At 72.0% G+C, this 20,390-nt stretch carries 18 protein-coding genes and 1 pseudogene; 8 read left to right on the top strand and 11 right to left on the bottom strand.

The window, feature by feature from the left end:
- Positions 1–23: 23 nt before the first annotated feature.
- Positions 24–791, bottom strand: a complete 768-nt coding sequence (locus tag ACH34Q_RS01080; RefSeq protein WP_395980759.1) for an SDR family NAD(P)-dependent oxidoreductase — start codon at positions 789–791, stop codon at positions 24–26.
- A 23-nt stretch (positions 792–814) separates the two neighbouring features.
- Positions 815–2,326, bottom strand: a complete 1,512-nt coding sequence (locus ACH34Q_RS01075; protein ID WP_395980758.1) for a flavin-containing monooxygenase — start codon at positions 2,324–2,326, stop codon at positions 815–817.
- 167 nt (positions 2,327–2,493) lie between these two features.
- On the opposite strand from ACH34Q_RS01075, the gene ACH34Q_RS01070 reads away from it, so the two are divergent.
- Genes ACH34Q_RS01070 through ACH34Q_RS01060 form a run of 3 tightly spaced genes read left to right on the top strand, consistent with a single transcriptional unit; the run spans position 2,494 to position 7,156 of the window.
- A complete protein-coding gene (locus ACH34Q_RS01070) occupies positions 2,494–4,398 on the top strand; it encodes a DUF4132 domain-containing protein (RefSeq protein ID WP_395980757.1) in 1,905 nt (634 codons plus the stop codon).
- Complete coding sequence (locus ACH34Q_RS01065) at positions 4,395–6,764, top strand: DUF4132 domain-containing protein (RefSeq protein ID WP_395980756.1); 2,370 nt, start codon at positions 4,395–4,397, stop codon at positions 6,762–6,764. The genes ACH34Q_RS01070 and ACH34Q_RS01065 overlap by 4 nt, the downstream gene beginning before the upstream one ends.
- Positions 6,764–7,156 (top strand): hypothetical protein, encoded by a 393-nt coding sequence (locus tag ACH34Q_RS01060; RefSeq protein WP_395980755.1) that lies wholly within the window; start codon positions 6,764–6,766, stop codon positions 7,154–7,156. The genes ACH34Q_RS01065 and ACH34Q_RS01060 overlap by 1 nt, the downstream gene beginning before the upstream one ends.
- An 18-nt stretch (positions 7,157–7,174) precedes the next feature.
- Here the strand turns inward: ACH34Q_RS01060 and ACH34Q_RS01055 are convergent, their stop codons facing one another.
- The gene (locus ACH34Q_RS01055; protein ID WP_395980754.1) at positions 7,175–7,843 is read right to left on the bottom strand and encodes a DNA-binding response regulator; all 669 of its coding nucleotides are present in this window, start codon (positions 7,841–7,843) and stop codon (positions 7,175–7,177) included.
- Between the two features lie 97 nt (positions 7,844–7,940).
- Here ACH34Q_RS01055 and ACH34Q_RS01050 point away from each other — a divergent pair, with 97 nt between their 5' ends.
- On the top strand, positions 7,941–8,816 hold the full coding sequence (locus tag ACH34Q_RS01050; protein ID WP_395980753.1) for an aldo/keto reductase: 876 nt from the start codon (positions 7,941–7,943) through the stop codon (positions 8,814–8,816).
- A gap of 64 nt (positions 8,817–8,880) precedes the next feature.
- Entirely contained in the window at positions 8,881–9,465 is a 585-nt protein-coding gene (locus ACH34Q_RS01045) for a PadR family transcriptional regulator (protein WP_395980752.1), read from the top strand.
- Positions 9,466–9,489: 24 nt separating this feature from the next.
- On the opposite strand, the gene ACH34Q_RS01040 is transcribed toward ACH34Q_RS01045, so the two are convergent.
- Together ACH34Q_RS01040 and ACH34Q_RS01035 are read right to left on the bottom strand one after the other, a co-directional pair.
- The gene (locus ACH34Q_RS01040) at positions 9,490–10,194 is read right to left on the bottom strand and encodes a maleylpyruvate isomerase family mycothiol-dependent enzyme (RefSeq protein ID WP_395980751.1); all 705 of its coding nucleotides are present in this window, start codon (positions 10,192–10,194) and stop codon (positions 9,490–9,492) included.
- 88 nt (positions 10,195–10,282) lie between these two features.
- Positions 10,283–11,284 carry a diacylglycerol/lipid kinase family protein gene (locus tag ACH34Q_RS01035; RefSeq protein ID WP_395980750.1) on the bottom strand — a complete coding sequence of 334 codons (1,002 nt, stop codon included), beginning with the start codon at positions 11,282–11,284 and terminating at the stop codon, positions 10,283–10,285.
- A 226-nt stretch (positions 11,285–11,510) separates the two neighbouring features.
- Here ACH34Q_RS01035 and ACH34Q_RS01030 point away from each other — a divergent pair, with 226 nt between their 5' ends.
- Both ACH34Q_RS01030 and ACH34Q_RS01025 read left to right on the top strand, forming a co-directional pair.
- On the top strand, positions 11,511–12,482 hold the full coding sequence (locus ACH34Q_RS01030) for an alpha/beta hydrolase (protein WP_395980749.1): 972 nt from the start codon (positions 11,511–11,513) through the stop codon (positions 12,480–12,482).
- A 93-nt stretch (positions 12,483–12,575) separates the two neighbouring features.
- Complete coding sequence (locus ACH34Q_RS01025; RefSeq protein ID WP_395980748.1) at positions 12,576–13,496, top strand: amidohydrolase family protein; 921 nt, start codon at positions 12,576–12,578, stop codon at positions 13,494–13,496.
- A 54-nt stretch (positions 13,497–13,550) separates the two neighbouring features.
- On the opposite strand, the gene ACH34Q_RS01020 is transcribed toward ACH34Q_RS01025, so the two are convergent.
- Genes ACH34Q_RS01020 through ACH34Q_RS01010 form a run of 3 tightly spaced genes read right to left on the bottom strand, consistent with a single transcriptional unit; the run spans position 13,551 to position 15,969 of the window.
- Positions 13,551–14,600 (bottom strand): cation diffusion facilitator family transporter, encoded by a 1,050-nt coding sequence (locus ACH34Q_RS01020; RefSeq protein ID WP_395980747.1) that lies wholly within the window; start codon positions 14,598–14,600, stop codon positions 13,551–13,553.
- On the bottom strand, positions 14,597–14,986 hold the full coding sequence (locus tag ACH34Q_RS01015) for an ArsR/SmtB family transcription factor (RefSeq protein ID WP_395980746.1): 390 nt from the start codon (positions 14,984–14,986) through the stop codon (positions 14,597–14,599). Before ACH34Q_RS01015 ends, ACH34Q_RS01020 begins: the two co-directional genes overlap by 4 nt.
- A gap of 32 nt (positions 14,987–15,018) precedes the next feature.
- Positions 15,019–15,969 (bottom strand): DUF6777 domain-containing protein, encoded by a 951-nt coding sequence (locus ACH34Q_RS01010; protein ID WP_395980745.1) that lies wholly within the window; start codon positions 15,967–15,969, stop codon positions 15,019–15,021.
- Between the two features lie 101 nt (positions 15,970–16,070).
- Between ACH34Q_RS01010 and ACH34Q_RS01005 the strand changes: the two genes are divergently transcribed.
- Positions 16,071–17,615 carry a protein kinase gene (locus ACH34Q_RS01005; RefSeq protein ID WP_395980744.1) on the top strand — a complete coding sequence of 515 codons (1,545 nt, stop codon included), beginning with the start codon at positions 16,071–16,073 and terminating at the stop codon, positions 17,613–17,615.
- Positions 17,616–17,646: 31 nt separating this feature from the next.
- Here ACH34Q_RS01005 and ACH34Q_RS01000 read toward each other — a convergent pair whose 3' ends face one another.
- The 3 genes and pseudogenes from ACH34Q_RS01000 to ACH34Q_RS00990 all read right to left on the bottom strand — a co-directional run.
- Complete coding sequence (locus tag ACH34Q_RS01000) at positions 17,647–18,807, bottom strand: VWA domain-containing protein (RefSeq protein WP_395980743.1); 1,161 nt, start codon at positions 18,805–18,807, stop codon at positions 17,647–17,649.
- Complete coding sequence (locus ACH34Q_RS00995) at positions 18,794–20,245, bottom strand: zinc ribbon domain-containing protein (RefSeq protein ID WP_395980742.1); 1,452 nt, start codon at positions 20,243–20,245, stop codon at positions 18,794–18,796. The genes ACH34Q_RS01000 and ACH34Q_RS00995 overlap by 14 nt, the downstream gene beginning before the upstream one ends.
- A pseudogene (locus ACH34Q_RS00990) lies at positions 20,242–20,355 on the bottom strand (IS607 family transposase); the annotation flags it as partial. The pseudogene ACH34Q_RS00990 and the gene ACH34Q_RS00995, both read right to left, overlap by 4 nt.
- Positions 20,356–20,390 lie beyond the last annotated feature (35 nt).

The raw sequence follows: 20,390 nt of genomic DNA, 5'->3' as shown, positions 1-20,390 counted from the left end.
TCCGTCGCGGAACGCGAAGCGGCTCAGTCGTACGTGCGCCCGGCACCCGAGGAGAGCCGGCCGACCAGCTCGCGGGGGATCAGCCGGCTGAGCCCGACGATCGCCTTGTACTGCGGGCTCGGGACGCTGACCTGGACGCCCCGGCGCAGGTCGCGCAGGGCCGCGTCGACGACCGCGTCCTTGTCCAGCCACAGGAACTCGGGGATCTTGGAGACGTTCATCCCGGCGCGCTCGTGGAACTCGGTCCGCACGAAACCGGGGCACAGCGCCATCACCCGGACCTTGCCGCGCGCCCGGCGGGCGATGTCCTGCGCCACGCCCTGGCTGAACGACACCACCCACGCCTTGGAGGCCCCGTACGTACCTCGGGTCGCGAACGCCGACACCGAGGAGACGTTGAGGACGGCGCCCCGGCCGCGTTCCAGCATCGACGGCAGCGCCGCGTGGGTCAGCCGCAGCACGGCCTCGCAGTGCACCCGCAGCATGACGATCTCGTTGCCGAGCGGGACGTCGAGGAACGTGCCCCCGTGCCCGAACCCGGCGTTGTTGACCAGCAGGTCCACACCATCGCGGCAGCGCTCCTCCGCCGCGGTGAGCCCCTCCTCGGTGGCCAGGTCGGCGACGAGGGTCTCGGTACGGATCGCGTACGTCTCGTGCAGGTCGCGGGCGGTCTCCTTGAGCCGGTCGCCGTTGCGGGCGAGCAGCACGAGGTCGAATCCGTCGGAGGCCAGGCGGCGGGCGAAGGCGGCACCGATGCCCGCCGTGGCCCCGGTGATCAGTGCGGTCGGCATGGGACGAGACTAGATCCGCCGGGCTACCCGTTGGTAGTCCCGGAGGCGGCCGTGGCGTGTCCGGGGCCGCCCGGGCCGCCGGCGCGCCGCGCGACGAAGTGGCGCGGATCGGGACGGCGGGTGGCGCGGCGGTAGGCGAACGTGAACCCCGGCCAGTTGTTGACCACCTTGCCGCTGGCGTTCATGTACCAGCTCTCGCAGCCGCCGTCCCAGACCGTGGAACGCAGCCGCTCCTGCATCTCGCGGCCGAAGGCGTCCTGGACGTCGGGCCGGACGTCGATCCAGTCGAGCCCGGCCTCCAGCATCGCGCGCAGGCAGCCCAGCACGTACCGGAACTGCGACTCCAGCATGTAGATGATCGAGTTGTGGCCGAGGTTGGTGTACGGCCCGTACAGCAGGAACAGGTTGGGGAAGCCGCTGACCGTGATGCCCAGATGGGCCTCGGCGCCGTCCCGCCACGCCTCGTTCAGCTCCCGGCCGCTCCGTCCGACGATCTTCATCGGGGCCAGGAAGCCCGAGGCCGCGAACCCGGTGGCGTACACGATCGCGTCGGCGCCGAACGCGCGGCCGTCGCGGGTGCGCACCCCGTCCGGCGTGATCCGCTCGATCGGGTCGGTCACCAGTTCCACATCCGGCCGGGCCAGGGTGGGGTAGTAGTCGCTGGAGATGAGGATGCGCTTGCACCCCATCGGGTAGTCCGGGGTCAGCTTGCGGCGCATCTCCGGATCGGCGACCTGCTCGTTCAGCTGCGCGCGGAACCGCCGCCCCACCATGTCCATCAGCTTGGGGTACTTGATGAAGCCGATCGCCCGCGACTCCAGCAGCGTGTAGGTCCGGGCGCGGCTCAGCGCGTGCGCGCCCGGGACGGTCCTGAGCACCGCCTTCTCCCAGTCCCGGTACGGCCGGTCGGGCTTGTCGATGACGTACGGCGCGGACCGCTGGAAGACGGTCAGCCGCTCCGCCCGGCGGGCGATCTCGGGGATGATCTGGATCGCGCTGGCGCCGGTGCCGATCACCGCGATCCGCTTGCCGTCGAGGTCGGCGCCGTGGTCCCAGCGGGCGGAGTGGAAGGAGGTGCCGCGGAACGTCTCGCGCCCTGGGATGGAGGGCAGCGCGGGCCGGTTGAGCTGGCCGCACGCCGAGACCAGGATCCGCGCGGACAGCTCGCCGCCGCCGGTGGAGATCCGCCACAGCCCGGCGTCCTCGTCGAACCGGGCCTCGGTGACCTCCGTACCGAACCGGACCCACGGCAGCACCCCGTACTTGCGCGCGGTGCCGTGCAGGTAGTCGAGGATCTCCTCCTGCGGCGGGAACCGGCGCGACCAGTCGGTCTTGGGCTCGAAGGAGAAGGAGTACAGGTGCGAGGGGACGTCGCAGGCCGCGCCCGGATAGGTGTTGTCCCGCCAGGTCCCGCCCAGCCCGGCGGCCTTCTCCAGGACGACCACGTCCCGGTATCCGCGCTCCCTGAGCCGGATCGCCATGCCGATGCCGCCGAACCCGCTTCCGATGATCACGACGTCGTGCGGAGAGCTCATCGTGCCGTCCTGCCGTCCTCGCGTTCCGCGATCCGAATTGCGTTCTGTTTTGCCTCTTCGAGCGTAGGTGACCGATGGGTCAGTTGAACAGGAGGCAGCCGGCGGATTCACCGTGCGGGAAGGGGAACCGGACCGGTTCTGTCCGACCCGCGTGCCAAGATCCACATATGCCGAACGACAACGCCCTCCCCGAGCACGCGCCGCAGGACGAGGCGCTCCAGGGGCCCGACGCCTTAGTCCTCTTCGCGCACCTGGCCAAGCTCCAGGCCGTACGGCCGGGCCGCAGGTGGCGGGACCGCACGCTGGAGCTGCTGCAGCCGCCGGGAGCGCGCGAGTACGTACGGCGGACGGTGCGCGGCTACGCGCGGACGGAGCTGACCGAGCCGATCCAGCAGCACCGGATGCGCGGCACGTCCCTGCTGCTGGTGGCCGACGAGGACGCGCGCGGCCATGTCTGGGCGGCCGCGCTGGCCGGCGGTGCCGAGACGCTCGGCGATCTGGTCACCATCATCAGGCGGGCCGGCTGCGCCACCCGCGAGCAGCTGTGGGACGCCGCGCTGGCCAACGCGACGATCAACGCGCTCGGCGCGTTCCCCGGCCCGGGCGCCCTGGACGCGCTGCGCGCGCTGGAGAAGGAGCTCGGCTACCCGGGCGCGCGCAAGCAGGTGCAGGCCGCGATCGAGGCGGCGGCCGCGCGGCAGGGCATCACCCCGGGGCAGCTGCTCGAACGCGGCGTTCCCGACCACGGCCTCGGCGGGGACGGGTCGGTGACGCGCGCGCTCGGCGGCTACCAGGCGGTGCTGGCGATCGAGGACCCGCTGACCGTGCGGCTCGTCTACACCGGCGCCGAGGGCCGCGCGCTCCGTACCGTGCCCGCCTCGCTCAAGACGACGCACGCGGCGGAGATCAGGGAGATCAGGACGCTGGCCAAGGAGGTGCGCGGCACGCTGTCCGCCGAGCGGGCCCGGGTCGAGGGGCTGATGTCGGCCGACCGCTCCTGGCCGTACGGGGAGTGGTGCCGCATCTACCGCGACCACCCGATCACCGGTGCCGTCACCCAGGGGCTGATCTGGGAGTTCGAGGGCACCGACGGGGTCTGGCGCGCGGCGACCCCGAGCGGCGAGGTCCTGGTGACGGTCGGCGGCGACGCGCTGTCCCGGCCGGCCGACGGCGCCCGCGTCCGGCTGTGGCATCCGCTGCGGGCGACGGCGCCGCAGGTACGGGCCTGGCGGGCGTTCGTGACCGACAACGAGATGCGCCAGCCGTTCAAGCAGGCGTTCCGCGAGATCTACCTGCTCACGCTGGCCGAGGAGCAGACCGGCGGCCACTCCAACCGCTTCGCCGCCCATGTGGTGCGCTATCCGCAGCTGTTCGCGCTCATCAAGGCCCGCGGCTGGCGGTCCAACTTCCTCGGACGGCACCACGACGGGCACGAAGGCCGGGCCACGGGCACCTTCGCCGAGGGCGCCTGGCAGGCCGTCTTCTTCCATGAGAACGCCGACCCGGAGGCCGACTACCAGCCCGCGTACGCCGCCACCGACCAGGTGAGGTTCGAGCGCCGCGACGGCGGCCGCTGGCGCGAGACGCCGCTCACCGAGGTACCGCAGATCATCTTCAGCGAGGCGATGCGGGACGTGGACCTGTTCGTCGGGGTCACCTCGATCGCCACCGACCCCGAGTGGACCGACCGGGGCGAGGACCGGCACGGCGACTACTGGCGGCGGGCGAGCTTCGGCGACCTGACCGCGACCGCCGAGGTCCGGCGGGACGCGCTGGTCCGCATCCTGTCCCGCACCAAGATCGCCGGCCGCTGCTCGATGGAGGGCCGCTACCTGGTGGTCCGCGGCGACCTGCGCACCTACAAGATCCATCTCGGCAGCGCGAACATCCTGATGGAGCCCGACGACTCGTACCTGTGCATCGTGACGGCCCCGCGCCGCGGCCCCGGCAAGGTGTTCCTGCCGTTCGAGGACGAGCGGCTGTCGCTGATCCTGAGCAAGGCGCTGCTGCTGGCGGGTGACAGCGGCATCACCGACGAGACGATCCTCAGCCAGATCAAGGGGAACCGGTGACCGGAGCCGAGCCGCTTTCACCGCCGGCGCGCGCGCTGCTCGACGCGCTCGCCGCGCCGAGATCGGAGAACCCGTTTCCCGACGGTCCTCCCGACCTCGGCCGCATCGGCGACGGCGAGCTCGGAGCGCTGGTCCCCGACGCGTACGCCGGCGAGAACTACAGCGCGAAGAACCTGATCAGGGAGGCCGTCGCCGCCCGGGAGGTCACGTTCAGCCCGCATACGTGCGAGCGCGTGTTCGCGGCGCTGGCCGAACGCGGCACAAGGGGGGTCGGCGGGGCGCACATCGGGCTGGGGCTCGGCGTGCTGCTGCGCTGCACCGGTCCTTGGCCGGACGGGCTCTCCGAGACGGCCCGCCCGATCGTCCGGTACCTCATCGACAAGCCCGACATGCTGCGAAGGGCCCCGTACGCGCTGCTCGGCACGGCGATCCTGGCCGGTCCCGACCTCCACGGCGAGGTCCTGGAACGGCTGGCGTCCCACTACGGCCCGATCGGCCTGGACGAGATGCGCTGGCTGGAGGACTGGGGAGTGGAGGGCTTCGCCGTCATGTCGGAGTTCTTCGACGACTTCTACGTCACCTGGCTGGCCCCGCGCCGGGACGCCGCGCGGCGGCTGCTCGACAAGGGCCGGCTCGCCGTGGCGCGCAAGGCCCTGGAGAAGGCCGGCGCCCGGCTCGCGGACATCCAGGCCGGGCGGATCCCGTTCGCCGCCGACAAGGCGTTCACCGCTCACGAGGTCGCCGTGCTCGGCCGCGGGGCGCGGCTGGCCCTCGAACGCGACGAGCCGTGGCTGCCCGAGCTGCTCGACCGGATGCTGCACGCGGTCGCGGTCGCGCCGACGGCCGCCAGGACGCTGCCCTCGCAGGCGCTGCTGTTCGAGCTGGCCCGTGCCGCCGAGGAGGTCCCCACGCCCGAGCTGGTCACCTCGCTGCGCGCGGTCCGGCGGATCGTCCGGCACGCCGGCGTGGCCAAGCAGCTCGACCGCAAGTGGAAGAGGATCGACGCGGCGCTCGCCGAGCGCGCCGACGTCGCGTTCCGGCTGCCCGATCTCGGCTTCGGGCCGGACGGCGTGCTGCGGACGCCGCTGGGCGAGTACGAGGCCGTGGTCACCGTCGCCGCGTCCGTCGAGCTGACCTGGAACGGGCCGGGCGGCAAGCCCTTGAAGTCGGTGCCCGCCGCGGTACGCCGCGATCACGGCGACACGATCAAGGAGCTGCGCGAGCTGGTCAAGCGCGTCCGCGCGCATGTCACCACGCTCGCCCGCGTGCTGGAGGGCGGGCTGCCGGGCGAGATCGCGATGCCGTACGGGGAGTGGCGCGACCGGCTGGGCTCGCACCCGATCGCCGCGACGCTCGTCCGGAGCCTGATCTGGGAGGCCGAGACCGCAGCGGGCGAATGGCGCCCCTGGCTCCCGGCGACCGGCGACGGCGCACCCGGCGGCGGCGCGCCCGGTGGGTGGGCGCTGGACGACGCGGCGCCGGTCCGGCTCTGGCATCCGATCCGTTCGACTCCGGACGAGGTCCGGGCCTGGCGCGATCTGCTCGTCGAGCGGCGGATCGCGCAGCCGTTCAAGCAGGCGTTCCGCGAGATCTACGTGCTGACCCCGGCCGAGGTGGCGACCGGGGTCTATTCCAACCGGTACGCCGCCCACATCCTGCGCTACCGGCAGCTGTTCGCGCTGCTCAGGGGACGCGGCTGGAAGAGCGACATGCTCGGGCCCTGGGACGGCGGTCACGAGTCCGTCGCCTACCGGACACTCGCCTCGGGGGAGTGGCGGGCGGCGTTCCACCACGACTACGTGGAGTCGATGGACGAGCGCGAGCTGTGCTCCACCGACCAGGTGCGGCTGGCCAGGCGCGAGGGCCTCGGCTGGCGCGACGCGCCGCTCACCGAGGTGCCCGCCGTGGTGTTCAGCGAGGCGATGCGGGACGTGGACCTGTTCGTCGGCGTGACGTCGATCGCCACGGACCCCGAATGGGCCGACCGGGGCGAGGACGGCCACATCGACTACTGGCGGCGGGAGAGCGTCGGCGACCTGACCGCGACCGCCGAGGTCCGGCGGGACGCGCTGGCCCGGATCCTGCCCCGCACCAAGATCGCCGATCGCTGCTCGATCGTCGGCCGCTTCCTGGCCGTACGGGGCGACCTGGCCACCTACAAGATCCATCTGGGCAGCGGCAACATCCTGATGGAGCCCGACGACGCGTACCTGTGCATCGTCTCGGCCCGGAGCGGCGGCGGCACGGTGTTCCTGCCGTTCGAGGACGAGCGGCTGTCGCTGATCCTCAGCAAGGCGCTCCTGCTGGCCGCCGACGCCAAGATCGACGACCCGTCCATCCTGTCCCAGATCAAGCGAGGTGCCTGATGTCCGCGGTGACCTTCCGCGACGAGACCGCGACCGGCAAGGCGCCGGCCGCCTTCCACGTGGCCGACCTGCCCGCCCGGATGACCGCGCGCGAGCTGATCCGGCTGCGCGTCCGCGAGGAGGTCGCGCGGCACAACGCGCGGCCCGTCCACCGCTTCAACGGCCTGGTCCAGCCCGACGAGGCGGAGGTGGAGCTGAACGGCTACCGGCCGCGCGAGGCGCGGCGGCTGGACTGGGAGCGGCAGGCCGAGATCGCCGAGCGGGCGTTCCTGTCCAACGGCTTCTTCATGCTCGCCGGCGACCGCCAGGTGGAGGAACTGGACGAGGAGATCGACCTGACCGGCGACCCCGACCTGGTCTTCATCAAGCTGGTCGCGCTCGCGGGCGGCTGAGCCCTTCCAGGGCGGGGGTCAGTTGAGCAGGCCCAGCTCGTGCGCGCGGCGGCCCGCCTGGAAGCGGGAGTCGGCGTCGAGCAGGGTGAGGATCTCCGCGACCCGGCGGCGGTAGGTGCGCAGCGACAGGCCGAGCCGGCGGGCGGCCGTCTCGTCCTTGTGGCCGCCGCCCAGCAGCCGCAGGATCTCCAGGCTCTCCTCGCCGAGCGCGGGCGGCCGGTCCCGCCGGTACTCGGCCAGCTCGGTCGCGGACTCCCAGGTGGCCCAGTAGAGCGTGCGCATGCTCTCGATCACGTCCGGCGACCGTACGGCCGTGTAGGTGCGGACGCCCTGGACCGGCGGGCCGGCCATGATCGCCACCCGGCGGTCGATGATGATCGTCTCCTGCCGCAGCCGGGTGGTACAGATCCGTACCTCCACGCCGCGCGCCGCCATCGCCAGCACATGCCGCTCGGAGGCCTCGGTGGCCAGCGCCTGCGCGTTGTAGAGCTTGCAGACCCGCAGCTCGGGCGGTGCCTCCCAGCGGGAGGCCAGGATCTGCTCGCGGACCTCCGGCATCACCCAGGTGTTGAGGTCGGTGGCGGCGCAGATGAACTCCTCGCGGGCTTGGCCGAACAGATGCCCGGCCCGCTCGGCCAGCTCCACCTCGCCGCGCAGGGTCACGTTCACGTCCTGGTCGGTGCTCATCGCGCTCCAGTCTCGTCGGCGCTCGCGAACCGGTCAATCCTGGCAGCAAGCTGCCACCGGCGCGGTCCCGGGCCGCTCGCCCGGCAGGGTGGCGGACATGAGCGAACAGAGCAGGGACAACTGGACACTGGGCGGCGATCTGCGGATCGCGCGGATGGGCTTCGGCGCGATGCGGCTGCCCGCGAGCGCGCTGGACGGCCCGGCCAACGAGCGCGCGAACGGGCTGGCCGTGCTGCGCCGCGCGGTCGAGCTGGGCGTCGACCACATCGACACCGCCGCCTTCTACGAGCGCGACGGGCTGGCCGCCAACGACCTGATCCGCGAGGCGCTGTCCCCGTACGACGAGAACCTGGTGGTCGCCACGAAGGTGGGACCGTACAAGGGGCCCGGGGACCCCGTGCCGACCGGCGAGCTGGAGCCCGGCATGCTGCGCGCCGAGGTGGAACGCAACCTGCGCGAGCTGGGCCGCGACCGGCTGGACCTGGTCTACCTGCGGCCCGGCGGCCTGGCGCCGCCCGCGGGCGAATCGATCGGGGAGCGGTTCGAGATCCTGGCGGGGCTGCGCGAGGAGGGGCTGATCCGGCATCTCGGCGTCAGCCACGTCACGCCGGCCCAGCTCGCCGAGGCCCGGCGGATCGCGCCGGTCGCCGCCGTGCAGAACTGGTTCGATGTGACCAAGCCGCAGGACACCGAGATGCTGCGGCTGTGCGAGCGCGAGAACATCGCGTACGCGCCGTACTTCCCGCTGGGCGGCTTCGGGCTGCCCGACGCCCCGGAGCTGAAGGAGATCGCCGGGCGGCACGGCGCCACGGTGGCCCAGGTGCTGCTGGCCGCGCTGCTCGCGCTGTCGCCGGCGATGCTGGCCATCCCGGGCACCTCGTCCACCGCCCACCTGGAGGAGAACGTCGCCGCCGCCGGGCTCGGGCTCACCCCGGAGGATCTGGCCGAGATCGCGACGATCAGCGCCGGCTGACTCCGGCTGATTCCCGGCGACGCCCTAACCTGGCCGGACGACTTCAGGGCGGACAGGGGAGACGATGTCGGCGACGCGGCTGCTGGTGCTGGGCGGGGTGCGCGCCTCCGGGCGGGCGAACGGGTACGAGATCCGCCGGGAGCTGCTGTCCTGGGGATCGGACGAGTGGGCCAACGTCAATCCCGGCTCGATCTACCACGCGCTCAAGCAGCTCGGCAAGGAAGGGCTGCTGCGCCCGCACGAGATCGCCGACAGCGACGCCGGGCCGCCCCGGGTCGACTACGAGATCACCGAACGGGGCGAGGCGGAGTTCCTGCGGCTGCTGCGGGACGCCGTCGTCGAGGTGGACGTCCGGCGTCCCGAGCTGCTGTCGGCGGCGCTGGGCTTCCTGACCGAGCTGCCCCGGGACGAGGCCATCGAGCTGTTCCGGCGGCGCCTGGACGGGCTGGCCGAGTGGCGCGCCTCGGTCGTCCCGCACCTGGAGGACGAGAGCGGCGAGCCGCAGCCGCTCGATCATCTGAACGAGCTGCTCGGCTGGTGGGTGTACTCGGCCGACACCGCCGCCGAGTGGACGCGCGGCCTGATCGAGCGGCTGCGGAACGGCGCGTACGTGATGGCGGGGGAGTCGCCCCGGACCGCCAAGGCCTGAGCAAGGGCCTGGCCGGCGGGCCGGTCAGGCGAGGCAGACCAGGGCGCTGCGCAGCTCGGAGCCCAGCGTGTGGCCGGCACCGAGCCGCCCGGTCGTGGCGTCCACGAAGTCGGCCGCCGACAGCTCGGCCACCTCCTCGTCCAGCTCCACCCGGTAGCCGCCGGCGATCTCCTCCACCCGGACGGGCGAGTCCTGCTCGTCCAGCACGAAGATCCCGACCCTGGCGCGCCAGGCCGTCCGGTCGGGCTCCTCGCCGTGCTCGACCGGGACGCCGATGTCGTCGGCGTGCGTGGCGTACTCCGAGGAGTAGTGCAGGGTCTGCAGCGGGACCGCGTACGGCCCGGCCATCGTCGTGAGCGTCGCGTTGCCGCCCAGCTCGCGCATGCGGCGCCGGGTGTCGCCGTTCTCGCGGCGCCACTCCGCCAGCACGTCCTCGACGGGCAGCGCGCGCCGCTGCCGTACGCACCACTCGTTGAACCCGCCGAGGTCCTGGACGCCCTCCTTCTCCAGCCGGGCGAACAGGCCGTCGAGATCGTCGTCCAGGCAGGCGTGGTTGTAGAGCTCCTCGCCGGCCAGATGGCCGAGCACGTCGCGGACCGACCAGCCCTCGCAGCGCGACGGATGGTCCCAGTCGGGGCCGGTCAGGCCGCTGAAATAGGCGTCCAGCCGCGCGGCCTCGGTGTCGAAGAGGTCGAAGGGGTCGAGCCCCGCGAGAATCGTGGCGTTCATGCCGCTAGGCCTGCCCTCTCCGGCCGCCGTGAACCGGGCGCCCGCACGGTGCACCGGACGGGCCGCCACCCCGGGCCGCCGCCCGGGCCTACGTGTCGACGAAGGACTGCGGGACGATCACCCGCAGCGCGTTGCCGAGCAGCCGGATCGTCATCGGCGTACGGCCCCTGATCTCGCCGTCCACGTCCACCTGCATCGGCGGTTCGGTGCTGATGTGCACGTGGTCGGTGGTGAGGAAGGCGTCCTCGGACAGTGAGCGCCGCGGCCCGGTGAGCACGTGCCGGGCGGTCGCCGACGCCAGCCGCAGCCGCCGCCGGTCGCCCAGCCGGTAGACGGCCAGCAGCCGGTCGTCCGGGCTGGCGTCGCGGGCGATCCGGGTGCCGCTGTGGTGCGCGCCGTTGGCCACGTTGAGCTGGTGGGTGTCCATCTCGTACGTCTCGTCGCCGATCCGGATCGTGGCCCGGAACGCCTCGTGCCGGGGCAGCAGCCGGACCGCCGTCACCGCGTACGCGGCGCGGCCGATGGCCCGCTTCAGCTCGTGCGGGACCTGCTCGGCCACGTTGACCGACAGCCCGATGCTGATCATGTTGGCGAAGATGTGCTCGGCCTGGCCCTCGACACCGGAGTCGCCGGCCGGGACGTCCCCCGCGGGGGCGGCGCCGCTGGGCGGCGTGGCCTCGAACCAGCCGACGTCGACGTCGGCGACCTTGCCGTCGCGCAGCGCGCGGACCGCGCCCGGGAGGTCGAGCGGCAGCTCCAGGCTGCGCGCGAAGTTGTTGGTGGTGCCCAGCGGGAGCACCCCGAGCGCGATGTCGCGGTGCGCCAGATGGCCGACCGCCTCGGCGATCGTGCCGTCGCCGCCCCCGACCACCACGAGGTCGGGCTCGATCGCCAGCACCTTCTCGAACAGCTCGCCCAGCCGGTCGGGATCGTCCACCGGGAAGACCTCGGCGAACTCCAGCCCGGCGACGTCCAGCAGCCGCCGGGCGGTGCCGTACAGCCGGCGGCCGCGCCGGGACCGCACGTTGATCATCAGAACCGCGCGGCCCGTGCCACGGATCGCCGACTGCAGTTCCGCTTTGCTCCGCATCTCGACCGGTCGTCTCCCTTCAGGTCCGGCCACACCCTACCGGGACGGCTCGGGACCCGGCCCATGACAGGTATTTTATATTCCGTTACCGAGCGTTGAAGCGGCGCCGAATCTGGGGATATTTCGGTTAATGCTGCGTTGGAATGGGTGGGGCGAAAATATGTGGCGACGAGGCCTGCTCGGTAGGGGATTCACCGCCGCGGGATTGCTCGCGGGAACGGCCGGCATGCTGGCCTCCATCGCGCCCGGTGGACCGGCGCCGTCGGCCCTTCCCGCCTCCGATGACGGCGCCACGGTGGTCGGCGAGCGCTCGCCGGGTCCCCGGCTGCTCGACCTGACCGTACGCTCGCCCGTCCTGGCCGGAATCGCGCACGTGCGGTTGCTGCTGCCGCCCGGCTGGTCACGGGACGCGGCCCGGACCTGGCCCGTGCTGTGGCTGCTGCACGGCAGCGGCACCTCGGCCGACCACGCTTCGTGGTCCGTCCACACCGATCTCGAACGGATCGCGGGCGAGCAGGAGGTGATCGTCGTCATGCCGGACGGCGGGCCCTGCGCCACGTATTCGGATTGGTGGAATCAGGGCGGCGGCGGGCCGCCCAAGTGGGAGACGTTCCATCTGGCCGAACTGCGGCAGATTCTCGAACGCGGATATCGGGCCGGCACCGAACGCGCCATCGCCGGTGCCGGAATGGGCGGGATGGGCGCGCTGGCGTACGCGGCGCGGCATCGCGGGCTGTTCCGGGCGGCCGCCTCGTTCAGTGGCGCACTCAACACCCTGCACCGGGATCCGGCCGGGCTGGACATGCCCGACCTGGTCCAGCTCTCGGTCGAGATCGGCGGCTCCCTGGCCGCCTGGAACGACCTGTGGGGCGACCCGGACGGGCAGCGCCTGGTGTGGCGCCACCACAACCCGTACGACCTGGCCGACCGGCTCGCCGGGGTCCGCCTCTATGTCAGCTCCGGCGACGGCACGACCGGCCCGTACGACCCGAGGCCCGGCGGCGGCGCACGGGCCGCACGCCCGGGGCCCGACATCCTGGAGGCGCTCGCCCACCACGTCACCCAGGACTTCGCCGGCAAGCTCCGCAAGCTCGGCATCCCGGTCTCGACGCACTTCTATCCCGGTACCCACCGCTGGTCGTACTGGGGCCGCGAACTGCATGCGGCACTGCCCATCCTACTGAGTGAGATAACCTGAAACCGCTGATCAGAGCCCGGTTTAGGTGACCAAGCGAGCGTTTGGCCGGGCCCGGGCCCCAACCGGGGATCCCGAGCGGATAGGGTCCGGTCCGTGGCTGAGTCTCGTTCTGTTCGCGGTCCGGGTTCCGACGCCGACGTGCCGGATTTCTGGCGCGCGCTGGGCCTTCCCGGCGTCATCGACGTGCACGTCCACTTCATGCCGCCGCGGCTGATGTCGCGGGTCTGGGAATACTTCGATTCGGCGGGGCCGCTCATCGGTGCCGACTGGCCGATCCACTACAAGGTGCCCGAAGAGGAACGGATCACGCAGCTGCGCGCCCTCGGCGTGCGCGCGTTCACGTCCCTCGCCTACCCGCACAAGCCCGGCATGGCCGAGTCCCTGAACGAGTGGACGGCCGCGTTCGCCGCCCGCGTCCCCGAGTGCGTACCCACCGGCACCCTCTACCCCGAGCCCGAGGCCCTGTCCTACGTCCGCCGTGCCATCGACGCCGGGACCCGGATCTTCAAGGTCCATCTCCAGGTCGGCGGCTTCGACCCGCGCGCCTCCGAACTGGACGAGGTGTGGGGCCTGCTCGCCGACGCCGGCGTGCCCGTGGTGGTGCACGCGGGCTCGGGGCCGGTCGCCAACGGGTTCACCGGCCCCGGCCCGTTCGGCGACGTGCTGCGCCGGCATCCGCGGCTGCCGGCGATCATCGCGCATCTGGGCGCCCCCGAGTTCGAGGGCTTCTTCGACCTGGCCGACCGGTACGACCGGGTCCGGTTCGACACCACGATGGCGTTCACCGACTTCTTCGGCGGCCTCGGGCACTTCCCGGCGGAGCTGATGCCCCGGCTGCGCGACTTCGGCACGGCGGGCCGCGTGCTGCTCGGCAGCGACTTCCCGAACATCCCGTACGAGTACGCCCACCAGCTGGAGGCCCTGGCGCGGCTGGACTTCGGCGACGACTGGCTGCGCACCGTCTGCTGGGACGCGCCCGCCAAACTCCTGCACCTCACGCCCGTACTCAGCTGACCCGCTCCACCGGCCGGCTCGGTCGGCCCGGTCAGTCGGCTGCTCGGCCGGCCCTCAGTGCTCGCAGGGCCGGTCGCCGATGTGCTCGTGCGGCCCGGCCCACCCGGACACGTGCCGGGGACCGTGCGGATCCTCGCAGTGGAACTCGTCGTCCACATGATCGACCTCGAGGGTCGTGTGCGTGATCCCGTACGACTCGCGCAGCAGCACCTGCAGATCGCGCCGTACGGCGTGGCAGTCGCCCTTCGGCTCCACCAGAACGTGCGCCGACAGCGCCGGGTAGCCGGAGCTGACCTCCCACACATGCAGGTCATGGACTTCCTCGACGCAGGGCCGGTCGGCCAGCCTGGTGCCCATCTCGGCCGGGTCCAGGCCCGCCGGCGCCGCCTCCATCAGCACCCGCCCGGCGTCGCGCAGCAGGCCGTACCCGGCCTTGAGCATGAGCGCCGCCACCACCAGCGAGGCGATCGCGTCGGCCCGGGCGAAGCCGAGCGTCCAGACCAGCAGCCCGGCGATCGCGGTGGAGATGAACGCGTACAGGTCGTTCAGGATGTGCTGGAACGCCCCCTCGACGTTCAGGCTGCGCCGGTCCGCCCGGCTGATCAGCCAGGTCGCGGCGACGTTCACCACGATCCCGGCCAGCGACGTCCAGAACACCAGCGGCCCGTCCACGTCCGGCGGGTCGAGCAGCCGGCCGATGCCCTCGTACACGAAGAAGGCCGCCAGCAGGATCAGCGTGAGGCCGTTGAGCTGGGCCGACAGGATCTCGGTACGGCGCAGCCCGTAGGTGTAGCCGCCGCGCGGCGGCCGGGCCGCGATCCGCATCGCGATCAGCGCCAGCGCGATCGCGAACGCGTCGGTCATCATGTGCGCGGCATCGGTGATCAGCGCCAGCGACTGGGCCGCCAGCCCGATGACCACCTCGCCGGTCATGAACACCAGGATCAGGACCAGCGCGGCGGTCAGGTAGCGCCGGTCTGCGTGGGCGGAGACGGCGTGCCCATGCCCGTGCCCGTGCTTGGCCTCGCGCGCGGGCTGGGAATCGTGCCCGTGCCTGGAGGCGGACCTGGAGCCGGACCCGGGCTTGGAGTCGTGCCCGCTCATACGGCCTCCTCTTCGTGGCCGATGTGGGCGAGCGCGACGTCCAGGAGCATCCGCACGTGCGAGTCGTCCAGCCGGTAGTAGGCGCGGCGGCCCGACCGCCGTACCCGGACCACCCGGTGGGCGCGCAGCAGGCGCAGCGAGTGCGACACCCCGGACTCGCTGTGCCCGCAGGCCGCCGCGATGTCGCACACGCACATCTCGCCGCCCTCGAGCAGCGCCGTGATGACCCGCAGCCGGCCCGGATCCGCCAGCAGCCCGAAGATCTGGGCCAGCTCGGCGATCTTGTCCGGGGCCGGCATCGCCGCGGTGACCATGCCGACCTTGGCGGGGTCGACCACACGGATCGCGCAGTCGTCGGCGGTCCGTACGTCTGAATCACTGCTCATATGAGCAAATGTAGCCTACCGCCGGCCCGCCCTCAGGACGGGCCCGGCTCCGGCGGCGCGTCCATCGACGCGGGCGGCGGCTCCGAGACCGGCCCGCCGTCCGGCGCCGGCTCGCCGCCGTCCCCGGGCGTCTCGGTCACCGGCGGAGGCTCGGTACCCGGTTCGCCGGAAGGAATGCCCGGATCGCTCGGATCGACCGGCGGCGTGCTCGGATCCATGCTGCCCGAATCCGACGGATCGGGGGTCGGTGTCGACTCCACCGGCAGCTCCTCCGGCGGCCCGTCCGAGCCCCCGGTCGTCGCGACCGGCCGGTCGAAGCCGATCGTCGCCTCCGGATCCACCAGCACGAAGGCCTGGACCGTCGTCCGAATTCGGATCTTGGTCACCCCGCGCTTGGAGAATCCGGGCCACGACGCCCCGGTGTACTCGGCGCCCCCCGTGGAGATCTTCTTCTCCGGTTGGGTCAACGGATTGCCACAATTGCACTTCACGACCGGCACGCCGTATTCGTTGACAAGAACGCCCATTCCAGCCTGAAGCACCGCCGTGCCGCGGGTCGCCTTGCCGCCCTTGAAGCCATGATTGGTCACCAGCGTGTCGGTCCGCAGCAGCACCGGGGTCAGCCGCCCGACGAATCCCGAGATGTCGCCGGTCCCGATCCGGTGCACGCTCGCCCACGCCTTCGCCTTGCCCGGATTGGCCTGCAGGAAGGCGATCAGCTTGGCCGGATCGCAGCTCGCCGCCTGGCGCGTCCCCCCGTACAGGCCCGGCGCGTTCCCGTCCTTGGTCCCGCCCTTGCTCGTGCTCAGCTTGATCTCGCGCCGGTCGGTGTTCGCCATCACCGTGTACGGATCGGGCCCCGCCGACCCCACCGTCAGCCGCGTGATCGTTTCTCCGGCGTCCCCGCAACCCGCCAGCATCGCGCCCAGCAGCAGCACGGGAACGGCCCCGCTCCCCAGAATTCTAAAATTGATCTCCGGCATGCTCTCTCCCACCCGTGGCCGGTCGAAACCTATACTCTTTGATGCCACGGAGGCGGGTTTTGTGCCTGGTCAATTGTGCGTATTTTCGTAACGGGGACGCGATGACACTTCCACTGAGCCCCGCCGACCCCGTACGGCTGGGCGGGTACGAGATCCTCGCCCGGCTGGGCACCGGTGGCCAGGGCGTGGTCTACCTCGCGCGATCGGGCGACGACCAGGTCGCGATCAAGCTCCTGCACGCCCGGGTGCTCGCCGGCTCCGACGCCCGTGCCCGCTTCGTCCGCGAACTCGCCCTGCTCCAGCGCGTCGCCGGCTTCTGCACGGCCCAGATGCTGGCGGCCGACATGGACGGCGACCGCCCGTACATCGTCAGCGAGTACATCCCCGGCCCGTCCCTGCGCGAGCTCGTCACCGACCGCGGCCCCCGTGCCGGCGCCGACCTCGACCGGCTGGCGATCAGCTCGGTGACCGCCCTCACCGCCATCCACCGCGCCGGCATCGTGCACCGCGACTTCAAGCCGCACAACGTCCTGATGGGCCCCGACGGCCCCCGCGTCATCGACTTCGGCATCGCCCGCGCCCTGGACTCCGAGGCCACCCTCACCAGCCAGCTCATCGGCACCCCCACGTACATGGCCCCCGAGCAGTTCGCCGGCGCCGCCATCGGCCCCGCCGCCGACCTGTTCGCCTGGGCCGTCACCCTCCTGTACGCCGCCACCGGACGCGACCCGTTCGCCGGCCCCTCCGTCCCCGTCGTGATGAACCGGATCCTGACCGAGACCCCCGACATCTCCGTCCTCCCCGACGAGATCGCCGACGTCGCCTCCGCGTGCCTCCGCAAAGACCCCACGGCCCGTCCCTCCGCCGAGGAAGCCCTCCTCTGGCTCCTCGGTGAGAAGTCCTCCAACAAGACCGCGCCCCGTACATCCCACCCCGCCGACCCCGCGCCGCCCACGCCCATGGCCTCGCCCCGGCAAAGCGCCACGCTCGCTCCCCCGCCGGAGCCGACCGTCCCGCACAGGCCACAAGACGGCCCCGTTCCGCCGAGCGGCCCTGTGCCTGATCAGCGGAACCCTTACGGTCAGCCGGGCTCAGGCAGCCCGGCGCAAGGGGTTCCGCCGGGCGGCCCTGTGCCCGACCAGTGGAGCCCGTACGGTCAGGCGGGTCCGCCTGGCGCAGGCGCCCCGGCGCAAGGGATGCCGCCGGGCGGGCCTGTGCCCGACCAGCGAGATCCTGGTGGGGCACAGGGGACACCCGGGAGGCCGAGGACGTTCCGGCGGCTGCCGCGCAGTGCCGCGGTGGTCACGGGACTGGTTCTGGCGGCGCTGCTGGCGGCCCTCGACGTGGCGTCACTCGCGATCTTCGTCGCGCGACCCGACCTGACCCGGGGGCCGGACGGCCGGTGGCTCTCGGCGGTGGCGGGCTCCTTCGTCCTGCTGGCGGTGATCACGCTGGTGGGCGTGGTGCTGGCCTGGCGCGGCAGCCGGGCCGCGGCCTGGACGGTGCTGGCCGTACGGGTCGTCCGGGTCGCGATGTGGGGTGCCGCGAGCGCCCTGGTCACGGTGCAGGCCTCCGCGCTGGCCGTGCACGCCGGCGTGACCGCGATCGTCGTCCTGCTCCTGGCCCTGGGCCTGCGATCCCGCTGACCCGCGCCGGGCCCAGCGGCTGCGTTCGGGCTCAGAGGCTGCGTTCGGCCCATTCCTTGAGGTCGCGGCGCTCCACGGCGGCGGCCATGAGATCGGGGAAGGCGTCGGGCGTGCAGGCGAACGCCGGGACTCCCAGCGCGGCGAGGGCGGCGGCGTTGTCATGGTCGTGGGCCGGCGCGCCCTCGTCCGACAGGGCCAGCAGGACGATCACCTGGACGCCCGCGGCGGTCAGCGCCGCGACCCGCTGCAGCATCTCGGCCCGGACGCCGCCCTCGTACAGATCGCTGATCAGCACCATGATCGAGTCGTTCGGGCGGGTGATCAGGCCCTGGCAGTAGGCCAGCGCCCGGTTGATGTCGGTGCCGCCGCCGAGCTGCGTACCGAACAGCAGCTCGACCGGGTCGTGCAGCTGGTCGGTGAGGTCCACGACCGCCGTGTCGAACACGACCAGGGACGTGCGCAGCGACCGCATCGAGGCCAGCACGGCACCGAACACGCTCGCGTACACCACCGAGGCGGCCATCGAGCCGCTCTGGTCGATGCACAGCACCACGTCGCGCTTGACGGCCTGCTGCCGGCGGCCGTACCCGATCAGGCGCTCCGGTACGAGGGTGCCGTGCTGGGGGAGGTAGTGGCGCAGGTTGGCGCGGATCGTCCGGTTCCAGTCGACGTCGGCGAGGCGGCGCGGACGGAGCACGCGCGCCGAGCGGTCCAGCGCGCCGCCGACGGCCGAGCGGGTGCGCTGGGCCAGCCGCCGCTCCAGATCCTGGACGACCTTGCGGACGACGGTACGGGCGGACTCGCGGGCCCGGTCGGGCATCACCTGGTTGAGCGACAGCAGCGTGCCGACGAGATGGACGTCGGGCTCGACGGCGTCCAGCATCTCGGGCTCGAGCAGGAGCCGGGTGAGGTCGAGCCGCTCGATCGCGTCCTTCTGCATCACCTGGACGACGGTGGACGGGAAGTAGGAGCGGATGTCGCCCAGCCAGCGCGCCACGGTCGGCGCCGAGTCGCCCAGGCCCGCGCCACGGCGGCCGGAACGGGACCGGCCGTTCTCTCCGGCGCCGTACAGCTTCTCCAGGGCACCGTCCATCCGCGTCTCCTCGGCGGAGAGCCGGGCTCCGGTGCCCTCGGAGCCGCCCTCGCCGCCGAGCACCAGCCGCCAGCGCTTGAGCCGCTCATCGATGTTCAACGCAACCTGCTTCCTCCTTGCTGCCCTGAGTTGAGCAAGATCGGATGTTTCGCTCTCCGCACCGGCAGGTTTGCTGGGTGCTGGAGTCCTGGACCGGCAGTCTGGTCCGTTGGCGATCGTCACGTTCCTTCAGGATCTGCCTGACCCGCGTGTGCGGTGTGTGCAGGGAGATATCGGGGTCTCCGTCCCTGTGCAGGATGTTGATCGCTGCCGCGTGGTCCGCTTGCCACACCGCCCCGCACCGGGTGCAGTGAAGCCGGTCCCCCGCACGGACACCGAGGATGTCGGTGTGGGGGATGGCTTGTGAGGTGTAGGCAGCGTTGACCAGCCGCACCGCAGAACCTCTGCGGTCCGATACGGCCGCCAGCGCCTCGGCGGTGATGCCCTTGGTCCAGGCAGCCAGGCGCCGGTTGGTGTTCTTCCCCAACCTCTTCTTGCGGCCAGAGAACGTCTTGGTGAGGTCTTCGGCGACCACGGTGTGGGCCTTGTCGAAGACCTCGTGCACGGCCTTGAACGTCAGGTCGCGCACGCGGCACTTCCAGGAACTCGATCGCCGCTCACGCTTGCTGGTGCCGAGGTTGTTGTCACGGATGCGGCGGGCCTTGGCCAGGTCGCCGCGTTCCTGGGCCTTTTCCGCGATGGTGCGTAGCTTGGCCCGCCGCCGGCCTTTGGCCTTGCGGTAGTCGGACTCGCAGGACAGCAGAACGCCCAGGCATGCTCCGTGGTGGGCGCCGTCGGAATCGGTGAGGACTTCGGTGTATCCCTTGTCCACGCCGATCTTGGCGTTACCGACGGGGCGTCGCGAAGACTTCATCGTGTCGGCGTCGATGGCGTAGTGCACCTCGACCCGGCCGGTGCGGAGCATGAGCCGGAGGGTTCCGGCCGGCGCGACGGTGGTGTCCAGCGGGATCTTGACCAGCTGCCGCCGCACCAGGCCGGGAACCGCAAGCCAAACGTTGCCGCCGTCGGCGAGGGTGAAGGTGCGGTACTGGTCGGAGCGCACCACGATCTGGTTGCGGCTGCTGCTACGGCCTCGTCGCCAGTGCTCACGCATCATCCGGGACAGATACCGATCGTCGACCCACCGGTCTCGCCTGAGCGCGGTGAACAGCCGCTTCTTCTCCGCCTCGGACACCTTCAGCTTGGCGACGGCCGAGCGGACCTTGACCTTCGCGGCCTCACGGTTGGCGGTGATGTCGGCGAACGCGTCGCGGACGGTCTCCTTCCATGCGTTCGCCAGCACACCGAAGCCGGCGGCAGTGCCGTCGCGCATCCACCGGTCGCGGATCGCGCGGTCTTTGGTGTCGGCTCCGGCGACGGAGCCGTACTCCCGCCAGACCTTCGCCCTTACGGCACCGAGCCGCGCGGCCTGCTCTTGGAGCTGGGCGTACTTGCCCGCATTCAGATTCTGGCTGTAGGCGATGCGGGTGACCTTCACCGGCCGCCCCCAAGATCGCCCTCGAGTTCCTTCTCGTACTTCCGCAGCCCGTACAGGCCACACGAAAAGGTGTGCACGATCGCCAGCAGGTCCTGCACCATTTCCTCCCGCACCCACCGGCGAACGGTGGACGGGGAGCGGCCGA

Source organism: Actinomadura sp. 9N407, from assembly GCF_044326315.1.
Lineage (GTDB): Bacteria > Actinomycetota > Actinomycetes > Streptosporangiales > Streptosporangiaceae > Spirillospora.
The sequence above is the reverse complement of the archived record's forward strand: the minus strand, read 5'-3'. Positions and strand labels throughout refer to the sequence as shown.